Annotated in this window: 24 protein-coding genes and 1 pseudogene; 6 read left to right on the top strand and 19 right to left on the bottom strand. The window is 69.3% G+C overall.

Features of this window, described 5'->3' with window-relative positions; translation table 11 throughout:
* Positions 1-36 precede the first annotated feature (36 nt).
* Together HDA41_RS23680 and HDA41_RS23675 are read left to right on the top strand one after the other, a co-directional pair.
* Positions 37-567: a GNAT family N-acetyltransferase gene (locus HDA41_RS23680; protein WP_184986970.1), complete on the top strand. Its 531-nt coding sequence runs from the start codon at positions 37-39 to the stop codon at positions 565-567.
* A gap of 138 nt (positions 568-705) precedes the next feature.
* The gene (locus HDA41_RS23675) at positions 706-990 is read left to right on the top strand and encodes a PASTA domain-containing protein (RefSeq protein ID WP_260423630.1); all 285 of its coding nucleotides are present in this window, start codon (positions 706-708) and stop codon (positions 988-990) included.
* Between the two features lie 3 nt (positions 991-993).
* Here the strand turns inward: HDA41_RS23675 and HDA41_RS23670 are convergent, their stop codons facing one another.
* From HDA41_RS23670 to HDA41_RS23650, 6 genes and pseudogenes are all read right to left on the bottom strand, one after another.
* On the bottom strand, positions 994-1,689 hold the full coding sequence (locus HDA41_RS23670) for a demethylmenaquinone methyltransferase (RefSeq protein ID WP_184986966.1): 696 nt from the start codon (positions 1,687-1,689) through the stop codon (positions 994-996).
* A pseudogene (locus tag HDA41_RS41480) lies at positions 1,686-1,993 on the bottom strand (acyltransferase family protein); the annotation flags it as partial. The gene HDA41_RS23670 and the pseudogene HDA41_RS41480, both read right to left, overlap by 4 nt.
* Positions 1,994-2,025: 32 nt before the next feature.
* Positions 2,026-2,472 carry a hypothetical protein gene (locus HDA41_RS23665; protein WP_184986964.1) on the bottom strand — a complete coding sequence of 149 codons (447 nt, stop codon included), beginning with the start codon at positions 2,470-2,472 and terminating at the stop codon, positions 2,026-2,028.
* 18 nt (positions 2,473-2,490) lie between these two features.
* Positions 2,491-3,690, bottom strand: coding sequence for a cyclic dehypoxanthinyl futalosine synthase (gene mqnC / locus HDA41_RS23660; RefSeq protein WP_184986962.1), 1,200 nt, complete (start codon positions 3,688-3,690; stop codon positions 2,491-2,493).
* A gap of 110 nt (positions 3,691-3,800) precedes the next feature.
* A complete protein-coding gene (locus HDA41_RS23655; RefSeq protein WP_184986960.1) occupies positions 3,801-4,529 on the bottom strand; it encodes a prepilin peptidase in 729 nt (242 codons plus the stop codon).
* Complete coding sequence (locus HDA41_RS23650) at positions 4,526-7,522, bottom strand: BTAD domain-containing putative transcriptional regulator (protein ID WP_184986958.1); 2,997 nt, start codon at positions 7,520-7,522, stop codon at positions 4,526-4,528. The genes HDA41_RS23655 and HDA41_RS23650 overlap by 4 nt, the downstream gene beginning before the upstream one ends.
* Positions 7,523-7,843: 321 nt before the next feature.
* Between HDA41_RS23650 and HDA41_RS23645 the strand changes: the two genes are divergently transcribed.
* The 3 genes from HDA41_RS23645 to HDA41_RS23635 all read left to right on the top strand — a co-directional run bounded on the left by HDA41_RS23645 (position 7,844) and on the right by HDA41_RS23635 (position 10,293).
* Positions 7,844-8,500 carry a hypothetical protein gene (locus HDA41_RS23645; RefSeq protein ID WP_184986956.1) on the top strand — a complete coding sequence of 219 codons (657 nt, stop codon included), beginning with the start codon at positions 7,844-7,846 and terminating at the stop codon, positions 8,498-8,500.
* A gap of 221 nt (positions 8,501-8,721) precedes the next feature.
* A complete protein-coding gene (locus tag HDA41_RS23640) occupies positions 8,722-9,603 on the top strand; it encodes a hypothetical protein (protein ID WP_230299409.1) in 882 nt (293 codons plus the stop codon).
* Between the two features lie 135 nt (positions 9,604-9,738).
* Positions 9,739-10,293: a hypothetical protein gene (locus tag HDA41_RS23635; RefSeq protein WP_184986952.1), complete on the top strand. Its 555-nt coding sequence runs from the start codon at positions 9,739-9,741 to the stop codon at positions 10,291-10,293.
* A 44-nt stretch (positions 10,294-10,337) separates the two neighbouring features.
* Here the strand turns inward: HDA41_RS23635 and HDA41_RS23630 are convergent, their stop codons facing one another.
* Positions 10,338-11,069 carry a hypothetical protein gene (locus tag HDA41_RS23630; RefSeq protein WP_184986951.1) on the bottom strand — a complete coding sequence of 244 codons (732 nt, stop codon included), beginning with the start codon at positions 11,067-11,069 and terminating at the stop codon, positions 10,338-10,340.
* A gap of 45 nt (positions 11,070-11,114) precedes the next feature.
* Positions 11,115-15,770 (bottom strand): RHS repeat-associated core domain-containing protein, encoded by a 4,656-nt coding sequence (locus HDA41_RS23625; RefSeq protein WP_184986949.1) that lies wholly within the window; start codon positions 15,768-15,770, stop codon positions 11,115-11,117.
* A gap of 140 nt (positions 15,771-15,910) precedes the next feature.
* Here HDA41_RS23625 and HDA41_RS23620 point away from each other — a divergent pair, with 140 nt between their 5' ends.
* On the top strand, positions 15,911-16,267 hold the full coding sequence (locus HDA41_RS23620; RefSeq protein ID WP_184986947.1) for a hypothetical protein: 357 nt from the start codon (positions 15,911-15,913) through the stop codon (positions 16,265-16,267).
* Between the two features lie 66 nt (positions 16,268-16,333).
* Here HDA41_RS23620 and HDA41_RS23615 read toward each other — a convergent pair whose 3' ends face one another.
* From HDA41_RS23615 to HDA41_RS23565, 11 genes are all read right to left on the bottom strand, one after another.
* Positions 16,334-16,561: a hypothetical protein gene (locus HDA41_RS23615; protein ID WP_184986945.1), complete on the bottom strand. Its 228-nt coding sequence runs from the start codon at positions 16,559-16,561 to the stop codon at positions 16,334-16,336.
* Between the two features lie 290 nt (positions 16,562-16,851).
* On the bottom strand, positions 16,852-17,904 hold the full coding sequence (locus HDA41_RS23610) for a hypothetical protein (RefSeq protein WP_230299408.1): 1,053 nt from the start codon (positions 17,902-17,904) through the stop codon (positions 16,852-16,854).
* On the bottom strand, positions 17,892-18,551 hold the full coding sequence (locus HDA41_RS23605; protein ID WP_184986943.1) for a hypothetical protein: 660 nt from the start codon (positions 18,549-18,551) through the stop codon (positions 17,892-17,894). The genes HDA41_RS23610 and HDA41_RS23605 overlap by 13 nt, the downstream gene beginning before the upstream one ends.
* A gap of 71 nt (positions 18,552-18,622) precedes the next feature.
* Complete coding sequence (locus HDA41_RS23600) at positions 18,623-19,099, bottom strand: pilus assembly protein TadG-related protein (protein ID WP_184986941.1); 477 nt, start codon at positions 19,097-19,099, stop codon at positions 18,623-18,625.
* The gene (locus HDA41_RS23595) at positions 19,096-19,530 is read right to left on the bottom strand and encodes a TadE/TadG family type IV pilus assembly protein (protein WP_184986939.1); all 435 of its coding nucleotides are present in this window, start codon (positions 19,528-19,530) and stop codon (positions 19,096-19,098) included. Before HDA41_RS23595 ends, HDA41_RS23600 begins: the two co-directional genes overlap by 4 nt.
* The gene (locus tag HDA41_RS23590) at positions 19,530-19,988 is read right to left on the bottom strand and encodes a TadE family protein (protein WP_184986937.1); all 459 of its coding nucleotides are present in this window, start codon (positions 19,986-19,988) and stop codon (positions 19,530-19,532) included. The genes HDA41_RS23595 and HDA41_RS23590 overlap by 1 nt, the downstream gene beginning before the upstream one ends.
* Before the next feature lie 53 nt (positions 19,989-20,041).
* On the bottom strand, positions 20,042-20,293 hold the full coding sequence (locus HDA41_RS23585; protein ID WP_184986935.1) for a hypothetical protein: 252 nt from the start codon (positions 20,291-20,293) through the stop codon (positions 20,042-20,044).
* A 68-nt stretch (positions 20,294-20,361) separates the two neighbouring features.
* The gene (locus HDA41_RS23580) at positions 20,362-21,285 is read right to left on the bottom strand and encodes a type II secretion system F family protein (protein ID WP_184986933.1); all 924 of its coding nucleotides are present in this window, start codon (positions 21,283-21,285) and stop codon (positions 20,362-20,364) included.
* Entirely contained in the window at positions 21,282-22,232 is a 951-nt protein-coding gene (locus HDA41_RS23575; protein ID WP_184993667.1) for a type II secretion system F family protein, read from the bottom strand. The genes HDA41_RS23580 and HDA41_RS23575 overlap by 4 nt, the downstream gene beginning before the upstream one ends.
* Before the next feature lie 46 nt (positions 22,233-22,278).
* Positions 22,279-23,586 carry a TadA family conjugal transfer-associated ATPase gene (locus tag HDA41_RS23570; RefSeq protein WP_184986931.1) on the bottom strand — a complete coding sequence of 436 codons (1,308 nt, stop codon included), beginning with the start codon at positions 23,584-23,586 and terminating at the stop codon, positions 22,279-22,281.
* Positions 23,583-24,476 (bottom strand): hypothetical protein, encoded by an 894-nt coding sequence (locus tag HDA41_RS23565; RefSeq protein ID WP_184986929.1) that lies wholly within the window; start codon positions 24,474-24,476, stop codon positions 23,583-23,585. The genes HDA41_RS23570 and HDA41_RS23565 overlap by 4 nt, the downstream gene beginning before the upstream one ends.
* Positions 24,477-24,482: the final 6 nt, after the last annotated feature.

The following is a 24,482-nucleotide window of genomic DNA, read 5'->3' as shown; positions in this document are numbered from 1 at the left end:
GCAGCGGCATTCATCACCGGCTGAAGGGCTGCCTTCATGAACCGAGCTCTCCCCGCCGTGCGGCTGCGCGTCCCCACCCACGAGGACGCTTTCGTCTGGCACCGGCTCTTCGACGACCCGGACGTCATGGAGTTCCACGGCGGCAGGGCCGCGGAGTTGTCGGTCTACGAGGAGCTCACCGCCCGCCAGCGCCGGCGCGACGCCGAGCTCGGCTTCTGCCTGTGGAGCATGGTCGACGAGTCCGGGCAGGTCATCGGCTTCACGGGGGCCCAGCCCTGGGAGCGGGGCTGGGGGCCGGCGGGCCAGATCGAGATCGGCTGGCGGCTGGGCCGGGAGCACTGGGGCAAGGGCTATGTCACCGCGGCCGCGCGCCAGACGCTGGAGCGGACGCGGGCGGCCGGCGTAGCGGGTGTGGTGGCGATGGTCGACGCCCGCAACACCCGGTCCATCGCGGTCGCTCAGCGGCTGGGGATGCGCCTCGCCGAGACGTTCACGACGCCGGCCTCGGAGCGGTCGGGGCACTGCTACCGGCTCGACCTCCGGCCACCGTCCGCTGACGCTGTGTAGCCGACTGTCACAGAAAGACACCTGTCGCTTCCGGCCGCTATGGAGCGGGAGTTACCCTCCCTGTACCGCTGGGGGGTGACATCTGTGCGCATATCCCGCGAAACACCCGACGTGCGTGTTCCGCGTCTGGTGGGCCTGATGGCCGTGGACGCGCGGGAGACGGCCCGGGCGCAGGGCCTGCTCCTCAACGCACCGGACCGGCCCGACTTCCCTCTCGCCGTCGTCGACTACGTCGTACGCCAGTACCCGCGGCCCGGTGCCGAGGTGCCACGGGACTCGATGGTCTACGTGTGGTTCGACTTCGGCCCCGGCGAGGGCGGCGGGGGCGTGCACGAGCCGCGGACCCCCCGGCCACCCCGGGGCGGCCTGCGACGGGAGCTGGACGAACCCGGCGGCCCGTGCATGGTCCTCAGCTCGCCGTAGGGCTCAGCTCGCCTTGAAGCCCCGGTGCAGGGCGACGATCCCGCCGCTCAGGTTGCGCCAGGCCACCCGCGACCAGCCTGCCTTGCCCAGCCGCTCGGCCAGCGCGGGCTGGTCGGGCCAGGCGCGGATGGACTCGGCGAGGTAGACGTAGGCGTCGGGGTTGGAGGACACGGCCCGCGCCACCGGCGGCAGGGCGCGCATCAGGTACTCGGTGTAGACGGTGCGGAACGGTGCCCAGGTGGGGTGCGAGAACTCGCAGATCACGACCCGCCCGCCGGGCCGGGTCACCCGGTACATCTCCCGCAGGGCGGCGTCCGTGTCGTGCACGTTGCGCAGCCCGAAGGAGATGGTGACGGCGTCGAAGGTGTCGTCCTTGAAGGGGAGCCGCGTCGCGTCACCGGCGGTGTAGGGCAGCCAGGGCTGCCGCTGCTTGCCGACCCGGAGCATGCCCTGGGAGAAGTCGCACGGGACGACGTAGGCGCCGGTGCGGGCGAAGGGCAGCGAGGACGTGCCCGTGCCCGCCGCCAGGTCGAGGACCTTCTGCGCGGGGCGCGCGTCGACCGCCTTGGCGACCTCCTTGCGCCATCGCCGGTCCTGGCCGAGGGACAGCACGTCGTTGGTCAGGTCGTACCGTTCCGCCACGTCGTCGAACATCGAGGCGACTTCGTGCGGCTGCTTGTCCAGGGATGCGCGGGTCACGGGCCCATTGTTGCAGTACGCCCGCCCGGGAGAGGCCGCGGCTTCCGCCGTGCCGCCACGTCCTCCACCCACCCGCACAGCAGCACGAACACCGCGATCAGCTTCCCGCCGACGCCGAACATGAACCACTGGCTGTCCAGCGGCAGAAAACGCCCCGAACGCGGGCACGTCCCAGAAACCGGTCGATCAGCGGTACTGCGAGGATCAGCGCGGTCTCGTGCCAGCGGCAGATCGTCACCGCCCGGGCGTTGAGGACGGCCACGAGGCGGTCCACCGTCGGGAAGCGGGCGAGCCACGCGAAGTCGGTCCGCTCCGAAAGGCCCTTCAAAAGCGCTGTCAGCGCCGCCGGTGCACGAGCCGCCCCGCGCACACCGTCGCGACGCACTCCCCCGCCGCGTCGAAGACGGCGAGGTCGGCGCGGCCGGTCGGGACGATCGCGGTGCGGCGCGCGCTCGGCAGGACGACGACGTCGTTGCGCTCGGCGGCGGCCCGGAGTTCGGCCGAGTCGACGTGCTCCTCCAGGACCGCGACCGCGCCGAGCTTCAGCACCTCGTGGACGCGTTCGCGCGGACTCGGGGCGTCCGGGAGCGGGCCCTCGTGGACCCGGGCGGGACCGAGGGTCCCGGGCCACCTGCGGACCCGGGCCCGGGGGAACGCCTCGCGTACGTCGTCGAGTTTTCCGACGGCACCGATCCGGTCCCGCCCGACGGCCACGGCACCGCCCTTGACGGGCTCGGAGTCCCAGGTGACGCGGACGGCGTCGGCCGTGTGAATGGTTTCCAACTGCCTCTCCGCGCCGGCTCAGTTGGAGGCGAGCAGCTTCAGCTCGGGGTGAGCCGTGCCGCCCTCGATGGCCGTGGACGAGATGTGCGAGACCACGCGGTCGTCGACGGGGTCGTTCGCCGGGTCGTCGTGCACGACGAGGTGTTCGTACGTGGTCGAGCGCTGCGCGGGCACCCGCCCGGCCTTCCGGATCAGATCGATGATCTCCATCCGGTTGGACCGGTGCTTGGCGCCCGCGGAGGAGACGACGTTCTCCTCCAGCATGATCGAGCCGAGGTCGTCGGCGCCGTAGTGCAGGGAGAGTTGCCCGACCTCCTTGCCCGTGGTCAGCCACGAGCCCTGGATGTGGGCGATGTTGTCCATGAACAGCCGGGCGATCGCGATCATCCGCAGGTACTCGAAGAGGGTGGCCTGCGTCCGGCCCTTCAGGTGGTTGTTCTCGGGCTGGTAGGTGTACGGGATGAAGGCGCGGAAGCCGCCCGTGCGGTCCTGGACGTCCCGGATCATCCGCAGGTGCTCGATGCGTTCGGCGTTGGTCTCGCCGGTGCCCATGAGCATGGTGGACGTGGACTCCACGCCCAGGCCGTGCGCGATCTCCATGATCTCCAGCCAGCGCTCGCCGGACTCCTTCAGCGGGGCGATGGCCTTGCGGGGCCGCTCGGGCAGCAGCTCGGCACCGGCGCCGGCGAAGGAGTCGAGCCCGGCGGCGTGGATGCGCTGGATCGCCTCCTCGACGCTGACCTTGGAGATCCGGGCCATGTGCTCGACCTCGGACGCCCCCAGGCTGTGGATGACCAGCTGCGGGAAGGCCTGCTTGATGGCGGAGAAGTGCTGCTCGTAGTACTCGACGCCGTAGTCCGGGTGGTGCCCGCCCTGGAACATGATCTGGGTGCCGCCCAGCTCCACCGTCTCGGCGCACCGGCGCAGGATGTCGTCCAGGTCGCGGGTCCAGCCCTTGGCGGTGTCCTTGGGGGCGGCGTAGAAGGCGCAGAACCGGCACGCCGTGACGCAGACGTTCGTGTAGTTGATGTTGCGCTCGATGATGTACGTCGCGATGTGCTCGGTGCCGGCGTACCTGCGGCGGCGTACGGCGTCGGCGGCGGTGCCCAGCGCGTGCAGCGGGGCGTCCCGGTACAGCGCGAGCGCCTCGTCGGGGGTGATCCGCCCACCGGCGGCAGCACGGTCGAGGATGGGCTGAAGGTCGGCCTTCTCGGTCACCGGGCGTCCCTTTCGTAAGGGTTGTGGACGGACCAGCCCAGCGTACGCCAGCCGTTCGGGCCGCTGGACGTCAGGCCTACGGGCCTTCGGGCTTTCCGGCCTTGGGATCGTCAGGCCGCGTAGGCCCCGGCCAGGAGCCCGAGGAAGGCGCCGGAGATCAGGAACGGCCCGAAGGGGATGGCCGTCTTGCGCCCGGCCCGCCGTGCGACGACGAGGGCACCGCCGTACAGCGCGCCGAGCAGGAACCCGGCGAAGGTGCCGAGCATCACCGTCGGCCAGCCGTACCAGCCGAGTACCGCCCCCGCGCCCAGGGCGAGCTTGACGTCGCCGAAGCCCATCCCCGCGGGATTGATGAGGAACAGCACGAAGTAGCCGCCGCCCAGCGCGAGCGAGCCGAGCAGGGCGGTCGTCCACTCCCCCGCGTGCTCGGGCACGAGCGCGGTGAGGCCGAGCAGGGCCAGCGCGGCCGCGGCGAACGGGAGCGTGAGCGGGTCGGGCAGCCGTCGCACCCGGAAGTCGACGACCGTCAGCAGCACCCAGACGGGCGCGAGCAGCAGCCATACCCCGACCTCGGGCCGGGTGCCGGTGGCGGCGGCGAGGACGGCGCAGACGAGGGCGGTGGCGATCACCAGGGGTGTCGTACGCGGCCCGTGACCGGACCCCTCACACTCGTGGCACGTGGCCCGCCCGAGCCAGCCCTTGAGAGGGTGCCCGCCGGGGCACCGCTCCCGCCAGGGTTCCCCGGAGGGAGCCGCGAACCGGTAGGCCGCACGCGGCAGAAACGCACCCGCCGCCGCGCCCCACAGCGCGGCGGCGATGACCAGGACCCCGGTGTTCATCCCACCGCGGCGATCGCGTCGCGCCACGTCGGCAGCAGCTCGTCGAGCAGTGCCTCGGTGCGCGGCGGCAGACCGCGGGCTCCGCTGCGGCCGATGAGATCGGTGGCGAGCGCGGTCAGGCGGGACGTGTCGCCGGTGGCGTGGGTGGCGCGCAGCAGTTCGTGCCACAGGCGCTCGTCGGCCGGGGCGGTGCGCAGGGACGCGTTGAGCGCCTCGATGGCCTTCTCGGCGCGGTTCTTCTCCATGTGGAACTCGCACAGCGCGAGCCCGGTGTCCGCGACGAGCAGCGGCAGCTGGGCGTCGACGATCTCGTGGGTGAGCCACCGGTAGCGGCCCTCGGGCCGGTCGGCGAGCAGCGGCCCGCGCACCAGCACGAGCGCGTCGGTGAGCAGCCGCCCGCGCACGGCCCGGCTGTCCACGCCCTTGCCCTGCGTGGCCTCGTGGTAGAGGGAGCGCAGCACGTCCAGGTCGGAGACGACGGACTTGGCGAGCGTGAGCCGGCCGCTGCCGTCGGTGGCGAGGCGGGGAGTGCCGTCGGGGTCGGCGCCCAGCCAGTCGCGCAGCCGGTCCAGCAGCGCGTTACGCACGTCGTCGGTGACGCCGCGCGGCCACAGCGCCGAGGACAGCACGCGCGGGTGCACGCCCTCGCGGTGCAGGAGCAGCAGGGCGAGCGCCTCGTGGAGGAGGGCGCTGCGGTCCCCGTCCGGGGTGTCGAGGCCGATGATCTCGTAGGGCCCGACGAGCCGGGCGTAGACGGCCGGCCGGCCCTGCTCGCTGATGTCGACGAGGAACGGCGGCCTGTTGGCCGGGCCGCCCTCGGGCCGGTTCTCGGGGTCGGCGTCGACGAACAGCTCGACCACGGCCCGCTGCTGGGCGGCGGGCAGCAACTGGGCGTCGAGTTCGAGCCCGAGGAGGGGCGCGAGCAGCTTGCCCTGGCCCGTGATCTCCATCTCCCAGGCGGCGCCCGGCAGATCACCGGTCTCGGTGCCGACGAGGTAGCCGATGCCGAGACGGCCGGCGTCGGCGGCGAGTTCGGCGAGCTTGACGGCGTCCTCGGCGGACGGCTGGGCGGCGAGCAGGACGAGGTGCGGGGCCCAGCGGGTGTGCTGGGCGGGCCCGGTGCGCCCGGTGAGGACGGAGTCGTGCCCGGCCGCGCCGAGGGCGCCCCGCCGCTGCCGCGTCTCGGCCTCCATGGTCTCGACGAGCGCCTCGACGTCCTCGAGGTGCCGGATCCGGTTCGGGGCGAGCGGCGTCAGGTCCTGCCCGAAGCCGACGAGCGTGATGGTCATGCGGTCGGACCATCCGTTGGTCGCCAACTCGGCGGCGACGGACGCGAAGACGGCGGCCCGGTCGGCCTCCCGACCGGAGAGGGAGACGATGCCGGGCACGGCCTCCAGGTTGAGCAGCAGCCGCGAGTCGTCCATGGTGCCGAGGCTGACGAGCCCCGGGTAGGGCGCGGCCGTGTCGACGTCCTCGTAGCGCTCGGCGTCCGTCCGGGCCAGCATCCAGAACGTCTGGTCCTGCCCCTGCTGCCAGGGGGCGGGCGGCTTCCCGGCGGGCTGGGCGAGCTGGAGGTGCAGATCGCCGTTGCTGAGCCAGGCGGCGTACACGACCGGCAGGGCCCGCGACTCCTCGGCGAGGGAAGCGGCGAGACCGCGCAGGCTCCGGTCGAGCAGCCGCACGCCCTCGGGGTCGGCGCCGACGAGCAGGGCGTCCTGGACGTCCTGGGCATCCCCGCTCGGCGTGGGCGGCTCCATGCCGCGCCGCCCGCCGACGGCCCCGAACGCCGACTGCCACAACGCCTGCCGACGGCGCCGCCCCAGGGCACCCAGGAGACCGGCGGCGAGGAGGGGCGCGGTGAGAAGGGCCTCGGGCAGCCCGAAAGAGTTGCCGGACTCGGCGTCGACGGCGGTGGCCTGCTGGTGACCGGCGTCGGAGGCGGGCCGCTGCTCGGGCAGGGAGACCTGGGAGGTGGAAGGACCACCACCGGCGTGCTCGTGGCCACCGCCCTGGGCACCACTGCCCCCGCCTTGGGCGTGGTCCCCTGTCTGGGCGTAGTCGGCGATCTGCTGCTGCACATCCGGCGACACGTTGGGAGCCTCGTCGGGCATCTCGACGAGCTCGCCGCCACACGCGTCGCCCGGCATCTCCATGATCCACCCGGGCCGGATGAGGCTGGCTTCGGAGAGCTTGGACCCGTCCGGCTGGACGCGGTCCTTGTTGAGCTCGAAGATCTCCTTGTAGCGACGCCCGTCACCGAGGTGCCGTTCCGCTATCTCCCACAGGGAGTCGTGGTGACGCCCCTCGGGCGGCTGGATCCGGTAGTACTTCGTGTCGCCCTGCTGGGCGGTGCTGCCACCCGCGTCCGCGTGCGAGGCGGCGTGCGAGGCCTGCTCGGCGAGGGCGGCGGCGGTGTCGGCGGCCTGCTCCTGCTGCTGGGCGAAGAAACCCGGGGTCTGCTGGGCCGCGGCGACGGTGGGCTTCTGGTTGGCGTCGTAGCCGCTCTGTCCGAGCTGCGACAGTCCGGGGGTGAAGCTGGCCGCCGTGGCGCCGACGAGCAGCAGCGCGGCGACGAGCTGCCGGGCGAGCAACTGACTGGGCCCGGCCCCCGGCACCCGCCCCGGCACACCGACACCGGACAGCGCGGCCTTCATCTCCACGAGCACGCAGGCGGTGAACTGGGCCCACGCGAGCCACACCACGACGGTGAGGATGTTCAGAAACGTGTGAACGGTGATCTCTTGCTGAAGCCAGCCGAGGCTCGGCACCCCGTCCGGCAACGGCCACCCGATCTGCGTGGCCAGCGCACCGGGCACACCGACGAGCAGAACGGCCAGGGCGACGAACGCGAGGAACGCCTTGAGGAAGTCCCCGAACGACCGCCGCCGGATCGTCACCGGCTGCGGCGTCCGATTCCTCGGAGCCGTCGTTCCCGTCGTTCCCGACGTACTTCCCGTCGAGCTTGACGAGCTTGAGGTGCGGCGTCGCGGCATGGCGGGTGTCCTGGGGTCGTGTGCGGAGTGCGGTGAGGCGAACTGTGGGCCGGGAGGTGTGCTGAGCCTACAGAGATCTTATTGACTCTTATTGAGGTCGTCGAAGGGCGTGGGGGACGAACGTCGTTGACGTCCGCTTTGCCCTCGTAGTGGCATGCGCCTGCGGCTGCGGCCGGGCGACAGAGTTCGCTCCCCTTCGCGATTGCCACGCACGCTCCTCACATTCCCCACGCAATCCCCTGCGGGCTCACAGAGCCCCATCACCCGCCCCTGATAGCTTCGTTCTCTGCCGCATACACCGAACACCGGGGGAGCCGAACCGTGGCACGCCACGCCCTGACCACCACCGCCACCGCACTCACCGCGACGGCGGCGCTTCTGCTCACCGCTTGCGGCGGAGACGGCGGAACCTCTTCGGACGACATCGAGGGAGCGGACCAGGGGGTGAGAAGTCCGTCGGCTTCACCATCGAAGGCTGCGGATGCGGACCGCCCCGATCTCAGTCTGCCGAAGGACCTGAAGATGGTCTTCGACTTCGACATGCCGTCCGACAGCGATGAGGCGGCTGCGCTGGACGACTCCGCCAACTTCCTCCGGGCGCTGAAGCACGCCATCGTCGCCCAGGACCCGAACGACTCGGCTTACCGGTTCTACTCCCGAGCCGGAGCCGCCAAGTACGCGAAGTCGCAGATCGAGGCATGGGTGAAGGGCGGCTGGACCCCGACAGGCGAGGACCAGTATTACGACGCCGCTACCAGCAAGTCCGAGGACACGAAAGCCGTCCTCGTCACCTTCTGCCGTAACCAGGCCAAGTCGTACAGCAAGGACGTCAAGACCGACAAGATCCATTACACGAAGGAAAGCCTCGACAGTTACCTGAAGTACCGCATCTTGATGCAGCCCTCGGCCGACTCCCCCGGCATCTGGCAGGCGCAGCAGATCGAGGTCGCGGGCAAGGCCAAGGAGTGTCGGCAGTGACGGGGACGGGACGAAGCGCAGCATGGACAGCCGCGCTGACTGCCACCGTGCTCTTGTGCTCGTCAAGCGCAGCCTTCGCCGACGAAGTACCGGCGCCCACGACGCCCAGTCAGCCCGCTGAGAAGCCCTCCGGTGACTCCGACGGCCGCACCCTGCTGGCGTCCGTCTCGCAATCCCGCATCCAGGTCAGTCACCCCGACGGCCGAACCGAACAGGGTTCCATGGACGAGCTGACGTCCGTCGACCCCAACTGGGAGCCCCCGGTCTGCTGGTACGAGCCGGTCTTCTCTCCGGAAGGGCTCAAATCCGCGGTCGGGGACCTGCAGAAGAACGGTGGGATGGGCGCCGTCAACGCCCACGAGTGGTGGAGTTCGGGCATCTTCGTCGATCACTACGACGAGGGTGAACCGCAGGACAACTTTGATCTCAAGTCGCCCACCAACAGCACCGCCGAGGGGTACAAGAACTACAACATCGGCAAGAAGGGCATGTTCTGGCGCAGCGTTGTCCGCAAAGGCCACGAGAACGACATCAAGGCCTGGGACTGCGGCCGGATCATGTTCTGGCAGGACGCCGGCACGATCCCGGACGACGAGCACGCGCCGACTCCTGAGACACTCGCGGCCTACGCCTACGACAAGATCGAGGTACCCAAGACCAAGGTCGAACTGAGGCCGCAGGCCAAGTCCACAGTGAACCTGCCCACTTGGGTGTGGCTGGACAAGGGCACCTTCCAGGACATCAAGGTCCGGGCCGAGCTTCCCAACACGGGTCTCTGGGCTGAGACGACGGCCAAGCCGGTGGCCCTGCACCTGGAACCGGGCACGGACGATGCCGAGACCTTCCCGGCCTCGGGTGACTGCGAGATCAACGACGACGGCTCGATCGGAACCCCCTACACCAAGGGCGACGCCGACAAGACGCCGCCATGCGGCATCAGGTATCTGCGCGCCACTAACAGTGAGCCGTACCAGTTGAAGGCCAGCATCACCTGGCAGATTTCGTGGGAAGGCGCGGGCGGCGCAAACGGCGACCTCCCGGATGGCACCTTCGAAACGACTCAGGACATGAACGTCCAGGAGATCCAGTCGATCAACCGCTGACACGACGCCGCACCGCACAACCGAAGGAGCGAGACTCTCGTGGCCCCGCCACCGCCTGACCCCGCGTGCGGCGGGGACGGCGGACAGCCGTCGGACAGAACATCGAACCCGATCGAACACCGGGGGAGACGAACCGTGGCACGCCGCGCTCTGACCACCACCGCCGCCATGGTGACCGTGACGGCGGCGCTGCTTCTGACCGCATGCGGTGGTGGCGATTCGCCATCGGACGACATCAACGGAGCGGGCAGCGGGTCGAGCAGCCCGTCGGCCCCCGCTTCGTCGTCGTCTGCGGCGCCCGAGGTCAAGCGCCCCGTGATCAAGCTTCCCAGCAGCTTCCAGCTGACCTTCGAGAACTGGACCAGCAGCGGCCCCGTCGAGCAGGCCGTACTAAACGACGGCAAGGAACAGCTCCGGGCAGGGTACGCGGCGATCATCGAGAACGACCCCGACAGCAAGGACCGTGCCTTCTACGACACGAAAGCCGGCTTCCTGCAGAGCCAGCAGTGGATCAGGACCTACACGGACAAGAACCTCACGGTCATCGGCAAGCTGCCCGTGTTCGCCCCCAAGGTCTCCATCGCCAAGAACAAGACAGCGGCGTCACTCTCCTACTGCACCGATGAGAGCAAGGGGTACACGACCACCCAGGCCATGAACGTCCAGGAGATCCAGTCGATCAACCGCTGAGGTGCGGCCGTACGGGGCCGCAGTACGCGCGATGCGGCCCCGTTTCAGCGCAGGCTCGACTCCGTGAACGAGAGCACCTCTTCGAGGCTCATCTCGCGTCGCCCCGCTTCTCCCGAGAGCACCCAGTTGCCCCCGTCCCACGCCACGCGCCAGATCTTGCCCTCACGGTTCTCGTACTCCACGTAGCCCCCAGGAGAGTTCTCCAGCTGGGGGATCTCCTGGAGGAGGATCCTCGGGTAGGTCAGGGCGCGTCCTGGATTGGTGCTGCCGCCACCGGTGCGAGGGTTGTCGAAGCTCATCTTCACGAACGGCACGGGCTCACGGCCGATCTCCGCGGGGTGGAGCATCTTCGTGTACCTGGCTTCTGCTTCGGGCAGCGTCTCCCGGCCGGAGAATTCGCAGGCGTAGGCGGGGAAGACGATGTATGTCACGGCCGTGAGGTCGGGATTCTGTGCCTTGTGATGTCCGTGGACGTCCGGTACGGCGGCCGCGACGGCGTCGAACGCGTAGCCCGGCGTGCTGAAGCCGTCCACGCAGCCGATGTACCGTCCCTCGCCGATGAGCGTCTTCTCGTGTTCCCGGGCGAAGGACAGAACGGCCCGCGCGAGGGACTCGTCGTGCTTGCCGCGCTGATTGGTCTGCAGAAGCCGCGTTCCGTCACCGGTAAGGGCTCCCGCGAAGTGCAGCACCGGGTTCAGGCTCCACTTCCACGCCTGGTCCAGGCCTTCGAGCGGGGCGACATTACGGAAAGCCTTGATGGTGGACAGCAGATCCATGGTTCCTTCCACGTTCTTCTCGGTGTTCCACGTCCGGCGCGGGCATCAGGTGCAGGAGTAGTTCGGGCCGGTTTCCTGGCTGTACCGGGCCTCCATCATTGCCCCTCCGCGCGAGTTCTTTCGCTTGTCCATGGCCTCCATGTTGTCCGGGTCGTTGTAGAAGTCGTTGCGGGTTACACGGTCGGTGAACCTGCCCTCGCGGTTCCAGTGGTCGACGACGGCTTCCCGGTGCTCGTATGTGACCGTCTCATGGAAGGGTTTCGCCCCGGGGTTCGTCGGGTCCCAGATGACGTCACCGTTGGAGTCGAACCAGGTCAGCTGGTCGCGGGGGATCTTCTTGCCGTTCGAGTCCAGCGGTCGCTCGCCTTGCTGGACTCCTTCCAGGGTCCAGTTCTTGGCCATCTCGTCGTGTGTGGACTCTCGGTAGCCGGACGGGTACTCGGTCTTGCGGTTGTGCGCTGTCTCGGGTGCGTCGGGGTCCTTCGCGTACTCGCCGTTCTTGGGGTTCCGGTACAGGCCGAGCGGGTCGATCCAGCGGTACGGGTTGGGCACGTAGGCGGTGTCATTGGGAGCCGGGCCCAGGCCGAGCGGGTCCGGTGTCGCGTAGTGACCGGTCTCCGGGTCGTAGTACCGGTGGTGGTTGTAATGCCAGCCTGTCTCGGAGTCGGCGTACTGGCCCGGGAAGCGCAACGGACAGTCGACCGCGCCGGCCCTCGCGTCGCCTCCGCCTGCCCCGACCGCCGTCTCCCTGGGCAGCGGGAGGCCCCAGAGTGTCGTACGCCGCTGCCAGGACAGCTCGCCCTCATCGGAGACGAGTTCGGCCGGCGCACCGGACAGGTCCGTGATCACGGCGTGGAAGCGGGCGTCGACAGCCGGGGCGTCCGCCTGACCAGCGGACGCGTGGTCTATCTGCGTCAGCGGCAGATGGGTTCCTGGTGCGTAGTCCCACGTGGTGCCGTGCCCGGTCGAGGTGACCTGCTCCGCCAGTCGTGGACCGTCCCAGGTGAAACGGGTCTCCTCGGACACCGCGCCGTCAGCGGCGAGGCGTTGCTTGGCGACACGGCGGCCCGCCGGATCGTAGACGTAACGCCACCGAGCTCCGTCCGGCGTGACGGTGCCGACGAGCTGACTCTGGCTGTTCCAGGAGTACGTCCGGACGCGTTTCTGACCGTTGAGCAACCGCCGCACCGACCTGACGATGCGCCCCTCCCCGTCGCGCTCGTACCTGGTCCTGCCGCAGCGCCGAATGAGGGTTCCGGTGAACTCCCTGTGTACGTCGTCGTCACCGGTGGCCGGGGTCGAGGCTGCGCTGAGGTTGCCGACGCCGTCGTAGGCGTAGGTCTCCGTCCAGTCCCGCGCGTGGACGGCGGTGACTCGTCCCCCTGTATCGAGGTCGAAGCTGCGGGTGCCGGTGGTGAGCTCTTCGAGTTCGGTGAGGTGGCCGTCCGCCCGGTACGCGTACGTGCGGTGCTGGAGGAGGGCCTCGGCTCCCTCCGGGTGCCGGGACAGACTCTGCCGGGTGAGCCTGTTGGCGTCGTCCCACGACTGGCCGAGCGTCACCCCGTGGGGCAGGCGGCGGGCCGTTTCCCGTCCCACGGCGTCGAAGTGGAAGCTCATCCGGTGCCCGGCCGCCTCCAGGCCGTCCGGACGTCCGGCGGCGTCGTACGACCAGGTGGAAACGATGCCGGAAGGCGTACGCCGTTCGATGCGACGACCGAGGGCATCGTAACGGTACGTCGTCGTACGGCCGTTGACGCTCTCGGCGAGCAGCCGTCCTGCGGCGTCGTGGGCGCGCTCCACCCTCACTTCGGGCCCGGCCTGCTCGACCAGGTGACCGGCGGAGTCGTAACGCAGGACGGTCGTCTGGCCGTCGTGCCGGACGGAAGTCGTGCGGCCCAGCGCGTCTCTGCCGAACGAGATCGCCTCGCCGGCGCCGTTGGTGAGGCCCACCAGCTCGCCCATGGCGTTGACCTCATAGGTGAGCGTGCGGCCGTTGAAGTCAGTCTCCGCGACGACGCGGTTGGCCTCGTCGTACACGTACTCCCAGGTGGCGCCCTGGGGGTTGGTCACCTGCACGAGGTTCAGCTCGGTGTCGTAGGTGAACGTGTAGCGCGAGCCGTCCGGTCGAGTGCGGACCGAGGCGAGGTGGAAGTGCGTGGGTGTGTAGCTGCTGGTGTTGCCCGCCTGGTCGGAGTACGTCACGAGGTTGCCGGCGGCATCCCACTCGAACTGCTCGGCCGCCCCCTCACCCGTCTTGCGCCAGGCCAGCCTGCCCTCGACGGTCCAGCCGAGCCGCGTCACCCGGCCCAGGGCGTCGGTGACAGACGTGACGCGGCCGAAGGCGTCGTGCTCGACCATGGTGGTGCTGCCGACGGGGTTGGTGAGACTCACGGGGAGTCCCACGCCGTTGCCGACAGCGCTGCGTCCGTGGCCCAAGGCGTCCGTCGCACCTATGAGGAAGCCCGAGGCGTCGTACGCGTAGTGGGTCTCCGCACCGAGCGGGTCATGGGTGGCCGTCCGGTTGCCGCGTTCGTCGTAGGTGTGATGCCACACGACGCCGTCCGCCTCGATGACGGTGACCGGCAGGTGCAGGTCGTTGTAGACCGCCTGCGTCGAAGAACCGTCAGGTCGTGTGACGCCGGTCAGGTTGCCCGCATGATCGTACGTATAGCGGTAGGTGTGGTTCAGCGCGTCGGTGCGCGCAACGAGCCGGTCGGACTCGTCCCACTCGTTGTGGACGGTCTCGCCCCTCGCGTCCGTGACCGCCACCAGTTGCAGGCGTTCGTTGTGACGGTAGGAAGTGGTCCGGCCGAGCGAGTCGGTGTAGTGGGTGGCGCGGGTCTCGGCGTCGTATGCGATGGTGCAGTTGAGTACGCCGTCGGCGCCCTCGCCCTGTATGACGCGGTCCTGGTCGTCGTAGGTGAACCGGTACCAGGAGCCGATTCGGTCGGTCCAGGACTCGATACGACCCGCGATGTCGTATGCGAACTTGAAGGGAAGATCCGAGGAGTCGATGATCTCCGTCAGGTCACCGGCCTCGTCGTAGCCGTAGCGAAGGATCGTGGTGCCTTCGGGACCGTCATCGGGATTCTTCAGCCTCAGCCGTACGATCCGGCCGCCCTCAGTGTCGACGTCGAGGTGGTACCCGCCGGAATGACGTACGGCGATCGGGGTGCCGTCGGTCGCGCGGTCGAAGTGGACGCGGTTGCCGTTGCGGTCCGATATCGCGGTCAGCGGCAGAGTGAACGCGGGGCCCCTCTTGCCGCCTTCGTGGAGCGGGCCGAAGTGCCTGGTGATCCCTGTCCTGGGGTCCGAGACCCGCAGCGCACCCGGCTGGTCCTCGTCCCACATCAAGGTCCGTCGCGGACCTGACACGGGCATCACGGGGCCCTCGGGCCCCGGAGCGGGATAGCACAGGATCATCCCGTCCTCTGTGGCGAACAACGCTCCGTCCTCGTCGAGCTCCAGCCGCTCGTCGAAGGTCGAGGCCCACGATTCACCGAACCACTTCCCCCAGTGGTACGTGGACAGATGTGTGCGGCGAAGGATGACGGGAAGGACCCCGGGCAGGCCCACGTCAGTCTGCTCGATGAGCATCTCGCCCGAGACCATGTCGATGGGGTCGCCGTTCTTGCACCGTCCCTTGGCCGGCTTGCTCTTGGCAACCGCGTCGTCGGCCCCCTTTCGAAGGCCTCTTCCCAATCCTTTGCCCATGGCCTTGAGGCCGCCCTTGCCGAGGGCTTTCATGCCCTTGGCGAGGCCCCCGAGGGTGGTGAGCCCCTTCATGCCCGGAATGCAGTCCAGGGCGGCGAATCCGACGTCCCATAGAGACGCTTGGCCCTTGGAGTATTTATAGAGCGTGTCGGCAAGGACGACCGCGGCCGCGATCAGCACGATCGCGCCCAGGATCGGACCGCCGATGATCATCGCGATGATCCCGACGACCGCGACGACGACCTTGCACACCGCGACGATGTTGTCCCAGTTGTCCGTGAACCAGTCGCCGACCTCCTCCCACCACGACCGGTTCTGAATACCGGCGTCCGAGGCCTCGTCGATCTTCGACTTGGCTTCGCGGGCCGCCTCCTCGCGCATCTTCCGCGCGTCCTCGGCCATCTTCTTCGCCGCAGCGAGAGCATCCTGGGCGTCGGAGACATCCGACTGGGCTTTGGAGTGGGCGGACTTGGCGTGCTGCACATCCCGGGTGGCGGCACGAACCTTCGCCTCGTCCGGCTTCTCCGTGTTCTTGCTGCCGGTCGGGTCGTCCTTGTACTTGTCCGCCTCCTTGCCGGCCCGCGTCACCCACGAGTCCGCCGAGGCCAGTCGGGACTGCGCGGAGGAGAGGTTGTCGCGCGCCTCACGGCCCTTGACCAGAGCCTTGTCCGCCAGCGACTGCGCCCGCTCCAGCTTCGGCCAGAAGTCCGCCAGCGCATCCCCGCACATCTCGTAGGACTTCTTCAGCTTCTTGAGGTTCTTCGGAACGTCGGCGAAGTCCTCCTTGAAGACATCCGCCGACTTGCCCGCCCACTCGAGGAGCGTGCCCTCCCCCGCCATGCCCTTGACCAGACGCAGAGCCTCGGAGACATCGTCGGCGAAGTCGTGAAGATGCTTCGCGAGCGTGCGCACCCGCTGCGGATCACCAGGCGTCGGATCCTTGTCCAGATCCAGGACATGCCAGTCCGAAGGCCTGTGCCCCGCCATACCGCAACCCCCGTCACACGCAAACCAACGTCAACAACCGTATGCACACGTGAACTTACAAGGCACAACCGTTCGACGGAAAGATCGGCTCGGGGTACGGTTCAGATGAGATCAGGGCGTTGGACGTTGGGGGCTGCCATATGGGCAACGGCAAGAGCGACCTCGCACTCCCGCTGAGCGAGCTGGAGGGCTATGGGCGCCGGCTGCGGTCCATCAAGACCCGCCTGAATCACACCAAGAAGCTCTTCGAGTCCTACAAGGACGACATCGGCGACGGCAGTGTCAATGACGCGCTCGGGGATTTCGAGTCCAATTGGGAGGACGGGCGCGAGGACATCACGCAGCAGCTCGATGCGCTGGCGAGTATGTCCGATGCCGTTGTCCGTGAGTTCAAGAAGCTTGATGACGAGCTCGCCAAGCAGGTCAACGATGCCATGAAGACCGAGGACAAGCGGGGCGGGAAAGGCGGTAAAGGGAGCGGGGCCGGGGGTAAGTAAGGCCGCGACCCACTGACGTGATAAGGCCCCGGATCCGGAGATCCGGGGCCTTTCGCGTGCCTGAGGTCAGGAAGCGACCGCGGCGTTGAGGTGCAGGTCCGCCGCGATGCCCGCGGGCGAGACGGCGAGGCCCACGCCGCCGCCGACACCGGTGTTGACGCCGACGGCCGAGGTCTCGACGTAGAGACCGGCTGCGGCGCCGGCACCCGCGGTGCCGCCCGCCTGGCCGCCGGCGATGGTGTCCAGCTCGGCGTCGGACATGTGGGCGGTCTGGATCTGCGGGGTGAAGGCCATGGAAGGCGGTTCCCTTCGTTTCAATAATTCGAAGTGCTCGAGCGTGACCGATCAAAGCACGTCGGGTGAAGGGTCGGCCAGTCTGTGGTTATCGGGTGCGATGGATTTCGGTGACCGAATTCATGTGTGTGACCATTCGGTCACCGAAAGGCCCGTCACCTTCACATGTTCCGCCACTGCGCAGTACCGGTGTGCAATGCACGGCGGGGTAAGTGAGTGGTGCTCAATTCCTGCCCTGGTTTGTCACGACCTCACGGTGAACGGTGTGCAGATCCGTCGAATGTTCCGGATCAGCGGTTCACCGACTGGATCTCCTGCACCGTCACGTCCTGGGTCGTACCGAATGTGCCGTCGGGGAGGTCGCCGCCCTCGCCGTTCGTGCTCGTCCAACTGATCTTCCAGGTGACCGTGGCACGCAGCGGGTAGGGACCGTCGGAGCCGGACGAGCGCAGGTAGCTGACGCCGCAGGGCGGGGTCTGGTCGGCCTTGCCCTTCGCGTACGGTGCGCCGATGCTGCCGTCCTCGTTGATCGCGCATTCACCGGAAGCCGGGTACGTCTGGGCGTCTGCCGTCCCCGGCTCGATGTGCAGGGAGACGGGTTCGGCCGTGGTGGTCGCGGACAGGCCCGTGCCGGGGAGGCTCGCCGTCACCGAGTGCTTCTTGAACTTGGTCTTGTCGAGCCAGATCCAGGTGGGCAGGTTGACGGTCGACTTGCCCGTCGGAGCCATCTCGATCTCGGTGTCGGGGACGGGGAGTTCGTCGTAGGCGTATTCGGCGAGGACCTGAGGGGAGACGGCCAGGGGCTCGTTGGGGGGCTCGCCCTCGTCGACCCAGAAGGGCGACTTGTCGCAGGACATGGCTTCGGGCTCGTCCTTGCGGTTGGGGTTCACCGCGGCCGCCCAGAACATGCCCTCGCCCTGCTTGTCCAGGTTGTAGTTCTTGTACGGGTGCCCGTCCTTGTACCGGTGGTCCAGCGCCATCCCGATGAAGTCCCCGATGCCGTCGAGGAACACGATGCCGTCCATGTCCCGCCACGCTTTGACGGTGGCCTCGATTTCCTTGGGCGAGAACGCCGGCTCGTACCAACAGGCCGGGGGCGTCCAGTTGCTGTCGGTGGAGGACAGTGAGCCGGTCTTGGCAGTGCTGGGGGCACCGTTGACCGTCGTCCGCACCTTGGTCCGGACGGTGATGTTCTGGCCTTTCCTGCCGCCCTGCGCGTCGCCCAGGCTGGCTCCGTCGTCCGTCTTGCTTCCGGCCTGCGCCACCGTCGGCGCGAGGGCCAACGGCAGGGCGATCAGGGTGGCGATCTGCACTCGCCTGCGCATGGAGGTCACCGCTGGCACTGCTCCGCTCCTCGCTGGGAAGTCACCTTCAGGGCCTGCCAGACGCCCTTGGCGTTCTTCTCCATGCGCGCGGTGTAGGAGACGTAGTCGTCCGCTTCACCAGGCGCCTTCTTGACCTGCTTGGTCTCGCGGTCCTTGCTGTACGACTTCGTCTCGTCACCGCAGTACGTCACTGTGGCGGACGTCTTGCCGTCCAGAGTGACCTCGCGGTCGTAGTAGCGCGTGACGCCGGTCCACGTCTTTCCGGAGTCGTAGAAGGACTTGACGTACGTAGCGGCAGCGAGCAGGGCGTCGTCCTTGCTGTAGAACTTCAGCGCCGGGTGCTTGTCGGCGTCCACGGTGATGGCCTCGTCGATCGAGTTGATCATCCGCTCGTTGTCCGCCAGCACGGCGTCCTTCGTCGGATCCCCGGTCGTACCGCCCTCGAAGACGTTCTCCACGTCGGACGGCAGCTTGATCTCCGGCCGCTCGATGTCGTCGCCGGGGGCGGACGCCGACGGCTTCGAAGACCCCGAACCCGACTCCGCTCCCGCGATCTTGTCCGAGTCCTTCGTGTCCGACGAGTCCGAGCCACCACAGCCCGTCAGCAGCAGCGCCACCGCCGCGGTCAGGGCGGTCGCGGCCGCCGTGGTCGTGCGTGTGCGCATGGGGTTGTACCTCCAGTGGGGGAATCGTGCTCAGCGGAGCCGAGAGGGACGGGCGACGGGGGCGGCGGGCATCAGCCGACCTCGTTCTCCGCCACCGCCTGCCCGTGGACGACCACGTCGCCGCCGTAGAACATCCCCGTGAAGACCGGGGAGTAGGTGAGCTGCACCTCGACCTGGACCTGCTGGGCGTCCGCCGCCACACAGTGGGTCGCCGCGATGTCCGCGCCCGTCATGTCCATCTCGCGGGCGAAGGCCTTCACGCGGGCGTTGCAGTTCTCGTAGTTGATCGGCCCCAGGGCGTTCAGGTCCGGGTTCTCGTAGAGGGCTTCGCGGTCGATGTCCTGGGCGGCGAAACGGGCCGCCTGCTCCGCGATGTCGGCCGCCCGTTCCCGCTTGGAGATGGACAGGCCGCCGTCGATCACGAACGCGGAGAGGGAGAGGAAGACCAGCGCGAAGATGATGACCGCGCCGGCGCCGGAGCCACGGTCGCCCAGGTGGGCGCGACGGGCCGCCCACCACGACCGCCCATAGGGCGGGAGGTGTCTCACGCCGACCTCCGGAACGGGTCGAGCGGGGAGCTGAAGCTCGCCGACAGCGTCGTCGGAACGTCGAGGCCGAGCGTGGCGAGGCCACGCACCTGGCAGCTCACCTCGACCGTGAAGATGGTGTCGGGCTCGAATCCCTGGCTCGTCTGGACGACCGACACGGGCCCGGAGCAGACATCCCCCAGGTTCGCCTCGGCGGCCTTCTTGGCCTCGGCCATGGCGGTGGCGTGGTCCTTCTGGATCGAACCCGCGCGGGCCGCGTCCCGGGCCGCTCCGTCGAGCGCTCCGCGGCCGTCGACGAGCTGGCCGAAGGCCACCAGGACGAGGATGAACAGGATCATCACCGGGGCGAGGATCACGACCTCGATCGTGGACAGGCCCCGGTCGTCCGCCCGCCGGCTGTCGTTCCACAGCGCACGAGGAGACGGAGTCATCAGTTCTCCTCCTGTACGAACCGTTCCACCGGGCCGGCCGACTGCGCGTGCACCGTCAGGTCCAGCCCCGGGAACACCGTCGGCACCCGGGCCTCGATCTCCACACCGACCGTGTTCTGGTCCGGCTGGAGCATCTTCACGTCCGGCGCCAGCACCAGCTGCGGACCCAGCTGGCTGATGTAGCTGTCCACCACGTCCTGGGCCTCGCCCCGCCACGCGCCCGGTCGTTCGTCGGCCGTGGCACGCGCCTTGCGCGCTCCCGCCTGGGCCGCCGCCTGGGCGACGTGGTCCGCGAAGAAGTACAGGGCGAACTGCACGGTCGCGAAGATCATGAAGAACAGTACGGGAGTGAGCAGCACGAACTCGATCGCGGTCATGCCGGAGTCACCGCGGGCGGCCGCCGCTCTCCGCGCGGCCCGCACCCTGCGGCGTATCCGTCTGCTCACGTCCGCCAGCATCCCCGTGAACCCCGTTGTCCGTACGACTGTCCCTGCGACTGTTCCTACGGCGATCAGCAGGTCTTGCCCGCGTCCGCGCCCTTGATGCAGTCGCCGACCTTGTTGGCGCCCTCGCTCAGCGCGGCGTTGATGATGGCGGCCACGACACCGACGATCGCCACGACGACCGCCGAGATGATGACCCACTCGACCGCGGAGGCACCGCGGTCCAGCTCGCCGGAGCGGGCGCGCTCGGTGCGGGCCCGGAGGAAGGTGACCAGGAAGTCCACGGCCGGGATACCCGTGTGGAAGTTGCGTCCGTTCATGACGTCTTGTCCTTTCGAAATCGGTTCCGGGAAGCTCTGGAGTTGTGAAGGTCGGCGCACTGCACGGCTCACTGCACCTGGAACACCCGCATCGCCGCCGGAAAGATCAGGAACACCAGGAACCCTGCGCACAGCAACAGCTGCGCCACGAGCATCGACTGGGACTTCTCACCCGCGCTGCCCTCGATCTCCGCGAGCTCCCGGTGCCGCATGGTCTCGGCCCGCGACGCGAGGGACTCGCGCACCTTCGCACCGTCGTCCGCGACCAGGGCCAGGGAGGCGGAGAGGTCCTTGAGTTCCTCGACGCCCAGTTCCTCGCCGAGCTGTCCGAGCGCCTGCCACTGGCTGACGCCGGTGATGCGGGCGTCGGAGAGGGCGTTGCGGATGCGCTGGTTGGCCCAGCCGTCGGAGATCTCGGCCGCCGCCATCAGGGCCTCGGGCAGACCGCGTCCGCCGGCCAGGCTCATCGACACCAGGTCGAGGTACGCGCCGATCACTCGCCTGAGGTCGCGCCGCTTCTGGGCCGCGTCGCGCCGTACCTCCAGGTCGGGCAGGAAGAAGAAGATCACCGCGAAGAGCAGCGCCAGCCACACCGGGATGATCGGGCTCCGGCCGACGCCGAGCGTGTAGACGATGGCGAACAGGAGCGGGCCGAAGAACAGGCCCGCCACACCCAGCAGCACCTTCGTCGCCAGGAACTTCTCCCAGCTGCGGTCCAGGACCGCCAGGTCCGCGCGCAGCGAGCGCTGCTCCCAGCCCTGCTGGAGGTAGAACTCGGAGACACGCAGGCCGACTTCGGCCCGCAGCGCGCCGAAGCGCCCCTTCTCCCGCTCGGTGCGGGCTGACTCGTAGGCCGAGCCGCGGGCCCGCATCGCGTCGATCCGCGCGACCTGCGAGATCGGGCTGCGCTTGCTGGGCATGAGGGCGCGTACGAGGGCGTAGAGGCCCAGGCCGATGACGGCGCCGACGACGAGCGGCATCGTGAGGTTCACCGGCGTGCCCCCTCTTCCTGCGGCAGCTGCTGCTGGGACTGCTGCGACGGCGTCCTGGGACGCACGAACTGGACGGCTGCCTCGTCCCGGACCAGGAAGCGTTCGGGCGTCTCGATGGTGGACAGCTTGCGCAGCCACCAGAAGCCGAGTGCGAACAGGCCGCAGACACAGGCCAGGACGAGCTGGCCGACGGCGGTGCCGTACGGCTCCACGAAGTCACGGTTGAAGATCGACAGGCCGAGGACGAAGGCGATCGAGACCGCCACGACGATCTGCACGGACCGGCGGGTCGAGGAGCGCTGCGCCATCACCCGCTGCCGCATGTCCACTTCCTCGCGCGCCGACTTGGCCAGCGCGCCCAGTACCTGGCGCAGACCGGGTCCGCGCAGGCGGGCGTTGAGGATCAGGGCCGCGACGATGATGTCGGCGGAGGCGTCGTCGATCTCGTCGGCTAGGTGCTGGAGCGCCTCGGGCAGCGGGGTGCGGGCGCGCAGGCGGTCGACGAGGGCGTCGAGGTGGGGGCGCAGGACCGGGGCGGCGGCGCGGGCGGAGGCCGGGATGGCCTGCTCCAGGCCCACCGCGCCGGCGATGGTGTCGCGCAGGGACTCCGTCCAGGAGGCCAGGGCCTCCACGCGGCGCATGGCGGCGCGCTCCTCGCCGGCGCCGCCGAACAGGCGGTCCCAGAAGAAGACGAGCACGCCGGCCGCGATGCCCGCGACGGCCCAGCGGGTGAGGACGAGGACGACCAGGCCGACGATGGCGGCGAGCGAGCCGCGCTGGCCGGCGAAGCGGATCAGTTCGCTCCACCGCTCGGCGGCCTTCTGCTTCTCGTGGTCGGGCTTGGCGGGCAGTCCGCGTACGGCGATGAGGAGGAGGGCGAGGCCGCCGCCGACGGCGACGCCGCTTCCGATCGAGTACAGGACGGTGGTGGAGAACAGGCCGCCCATGGAGCCGAGCGAGCCGAGTACTGCGAGAGTCGTGTTCATCCCCGGCTCACCCCCAGGTCCCGGACGGCTGGTAGCCGTGTGCCATCAGTTCCTCCAGGCAGGCTAGGGGGGCGTGCGGCACGATCCGGCCGTCGGGGGCCTCCGCGAACACCTCGCTGGACAGGACGCGTCCGTCGACGCCGTTGACCTCGCGGACGGAGGTGACCATGCGCTGGAGGCGGCCGCCGTTGCCGAAGTCGTTGCGCCGCTGGATGAAGACGACGAAGTTCACCGCGCCCGCGATCAGCAGCTGGCTGGCCTCGATGGGCAGCCGCTCGGAGGCCTGCAACGCGTAGGTGGAAATACGGTTGAAGACCTCGCTGGAGCTGTTGGCGTGGATCGTGGACAGCGAGCCGTCGTTGCCCTGCGACATCGCGTTGAGCATGGTGACGATCTCGTCGCCGAGGACCTCACCGACGATGACGCGGGAGGGGTTCATACGGAGCGAGCGTCGCACCAGTTCCGCCATGGAGATGGCGCCCTGGCCCTCGGAGTTGGGCAGGCGCTCCTCGAAGGCGACGACGTTGGGGTGCAGGTCGGGGAAGGTGTCGAGCCCGAGCTCCAGGGCCCGTTCGACGGTGATGAGGCGCTCGTGCGGCGGGATCTCGTTGGCGAGGGCGCGCAGGAGCGTCGTCTTACCGGCGTTGGTGGCGCCGGCGATCATGATGTTCTTGCGGGCGCGGACCGCGCAGGCCAGGAAGTGGGCGACCTCGGGGGTCAGCGTGCCGTTGCCGACGAGGTCCGAGATGAACACCTTGCCCATGCGCGCGCGGCGGATGGACAGCGCGGGGCGCCGGGCGACGTCCATCACGGCCGACAGACGTGAACCGTCGGGAAGCCGCAGGTCGAGCTGGGGGTTGGCGGAGTCGAAGGGGCGGGAGGACAGACCCGAGTAGGCGCCGAGGACCTGGATGAGCTCGATGAGCTCCTCGTCGGTCTCGGCGACGGGGTCGCCCTTCACCTCGCGTCCGTCGGCGTAGCCGACGAACACCTGGTCGCACCCGTTGATGTCGATGTTCTCGACCTCGGGGTTGTCCAGCAGCGGCTGGAGCCGGCCGACGCCGAACAGCGCCGCGTGCACGGCGGCCGCGTACTGCTCCTCGGTGTCGGCGTCCAGCGGCGTACGGCCCGCGTTGATCTCGGCGCGGGCGTACTCCTCCAGGATCTGGGCTATGACGGCACGGGCGTACTGCCGTTCGTCCTCCGAGGACATCGGAGTGACGTTGTTGACCTGGTCCTGTCGGCGCTGCTCGGCGATGCGGTCGCCGGCGTCCTGGCGGAACCGCTTGACCAACTGGTGGTCGACAGCGGTCATGTGCCGGCCCCCGCGTGGCCCTGCATCTGGCCCGGGTGGTTGTGCTGGACGTGGTGGGCCTGCTGAACCTGGTTCGCCTGGGCGGAGGCGGCCCAGGCGGCGCCGTACTGCTGGTAGAGGTCGGCGGCGACCTTGCGGGCCGAGCGGATCAGCAGCGACTTGTCGAGACGGCCGCGCCTGCGGCCGGCCAGCTGGTCGGCACCGGCCGGGTCGTCGGCGAGGGTGCCGACCACGCGGGCGCCGGTCTGGGCGTGCACGAGCATGTCGTTGACCTGCGAGGCGAGCTTGCCGGCGTTGCCCGTGTCGGCGATCAGGACGACGCCGATCACCGGGTTGGCGAGGCTCGCGGCGCCGCGCGGGCCGCCGTGCAGCTTGCCGGCCAGGGCGGCGGCGCGGTCGCGGACGCGGGCGATGGCCTCCGGCTCGGTACGGGAGAGCAGCAGCACGAGCGAGGCGTGCGGGAACAGCTCGACGGCAGGGGTGTCCCCGCTGATGCGTCCGCAGTCGGCGATGACGTCGGCGGCGGCGTTCGGGGAGTCGGCGAGGGAGGCGAAGGCGTGCCCGAGGGTGGGCCACAGCCCGGCGAGCCCGGCGGCCTGCTCGGCGATACCGAGCCCGACGAGCACCTCCAGTCCCCCGCTCAACGGCTGTACGTGGTCCCAGAGCTGGTCCGGCACCAGGCCGCGGCGTGCGGTCGCAGCGATGGACAGCATGCCGGTGTTGGGGTTGAGCGGTCCGCCGTGCGCGGCGGCACTGCGGTAGACGAGGTCACCGCCCGCCGGGTCCGTCTCGGCGAGCAGGACGCGCCGCGGCCAGACCGCCGCGAGGGCGACGGCCGCGGTGGTGACGCCGGGGGAACCCTTGTCGGCGGCGAGAGCGATGAGCGCCATGGGTGG

It is taken from the genome of Streptomyces caelestis, from assembly GCF_014205255.1.
GTDB lineage: Bacteria > Actinomycetota > Actinomycetes > Streptomycetales > Streptomycetaceae > Streptomyces > Streptomyces caelestis.
This window is presented reverse-complemented; position numbering and strand designations above follow the sequence as displayed.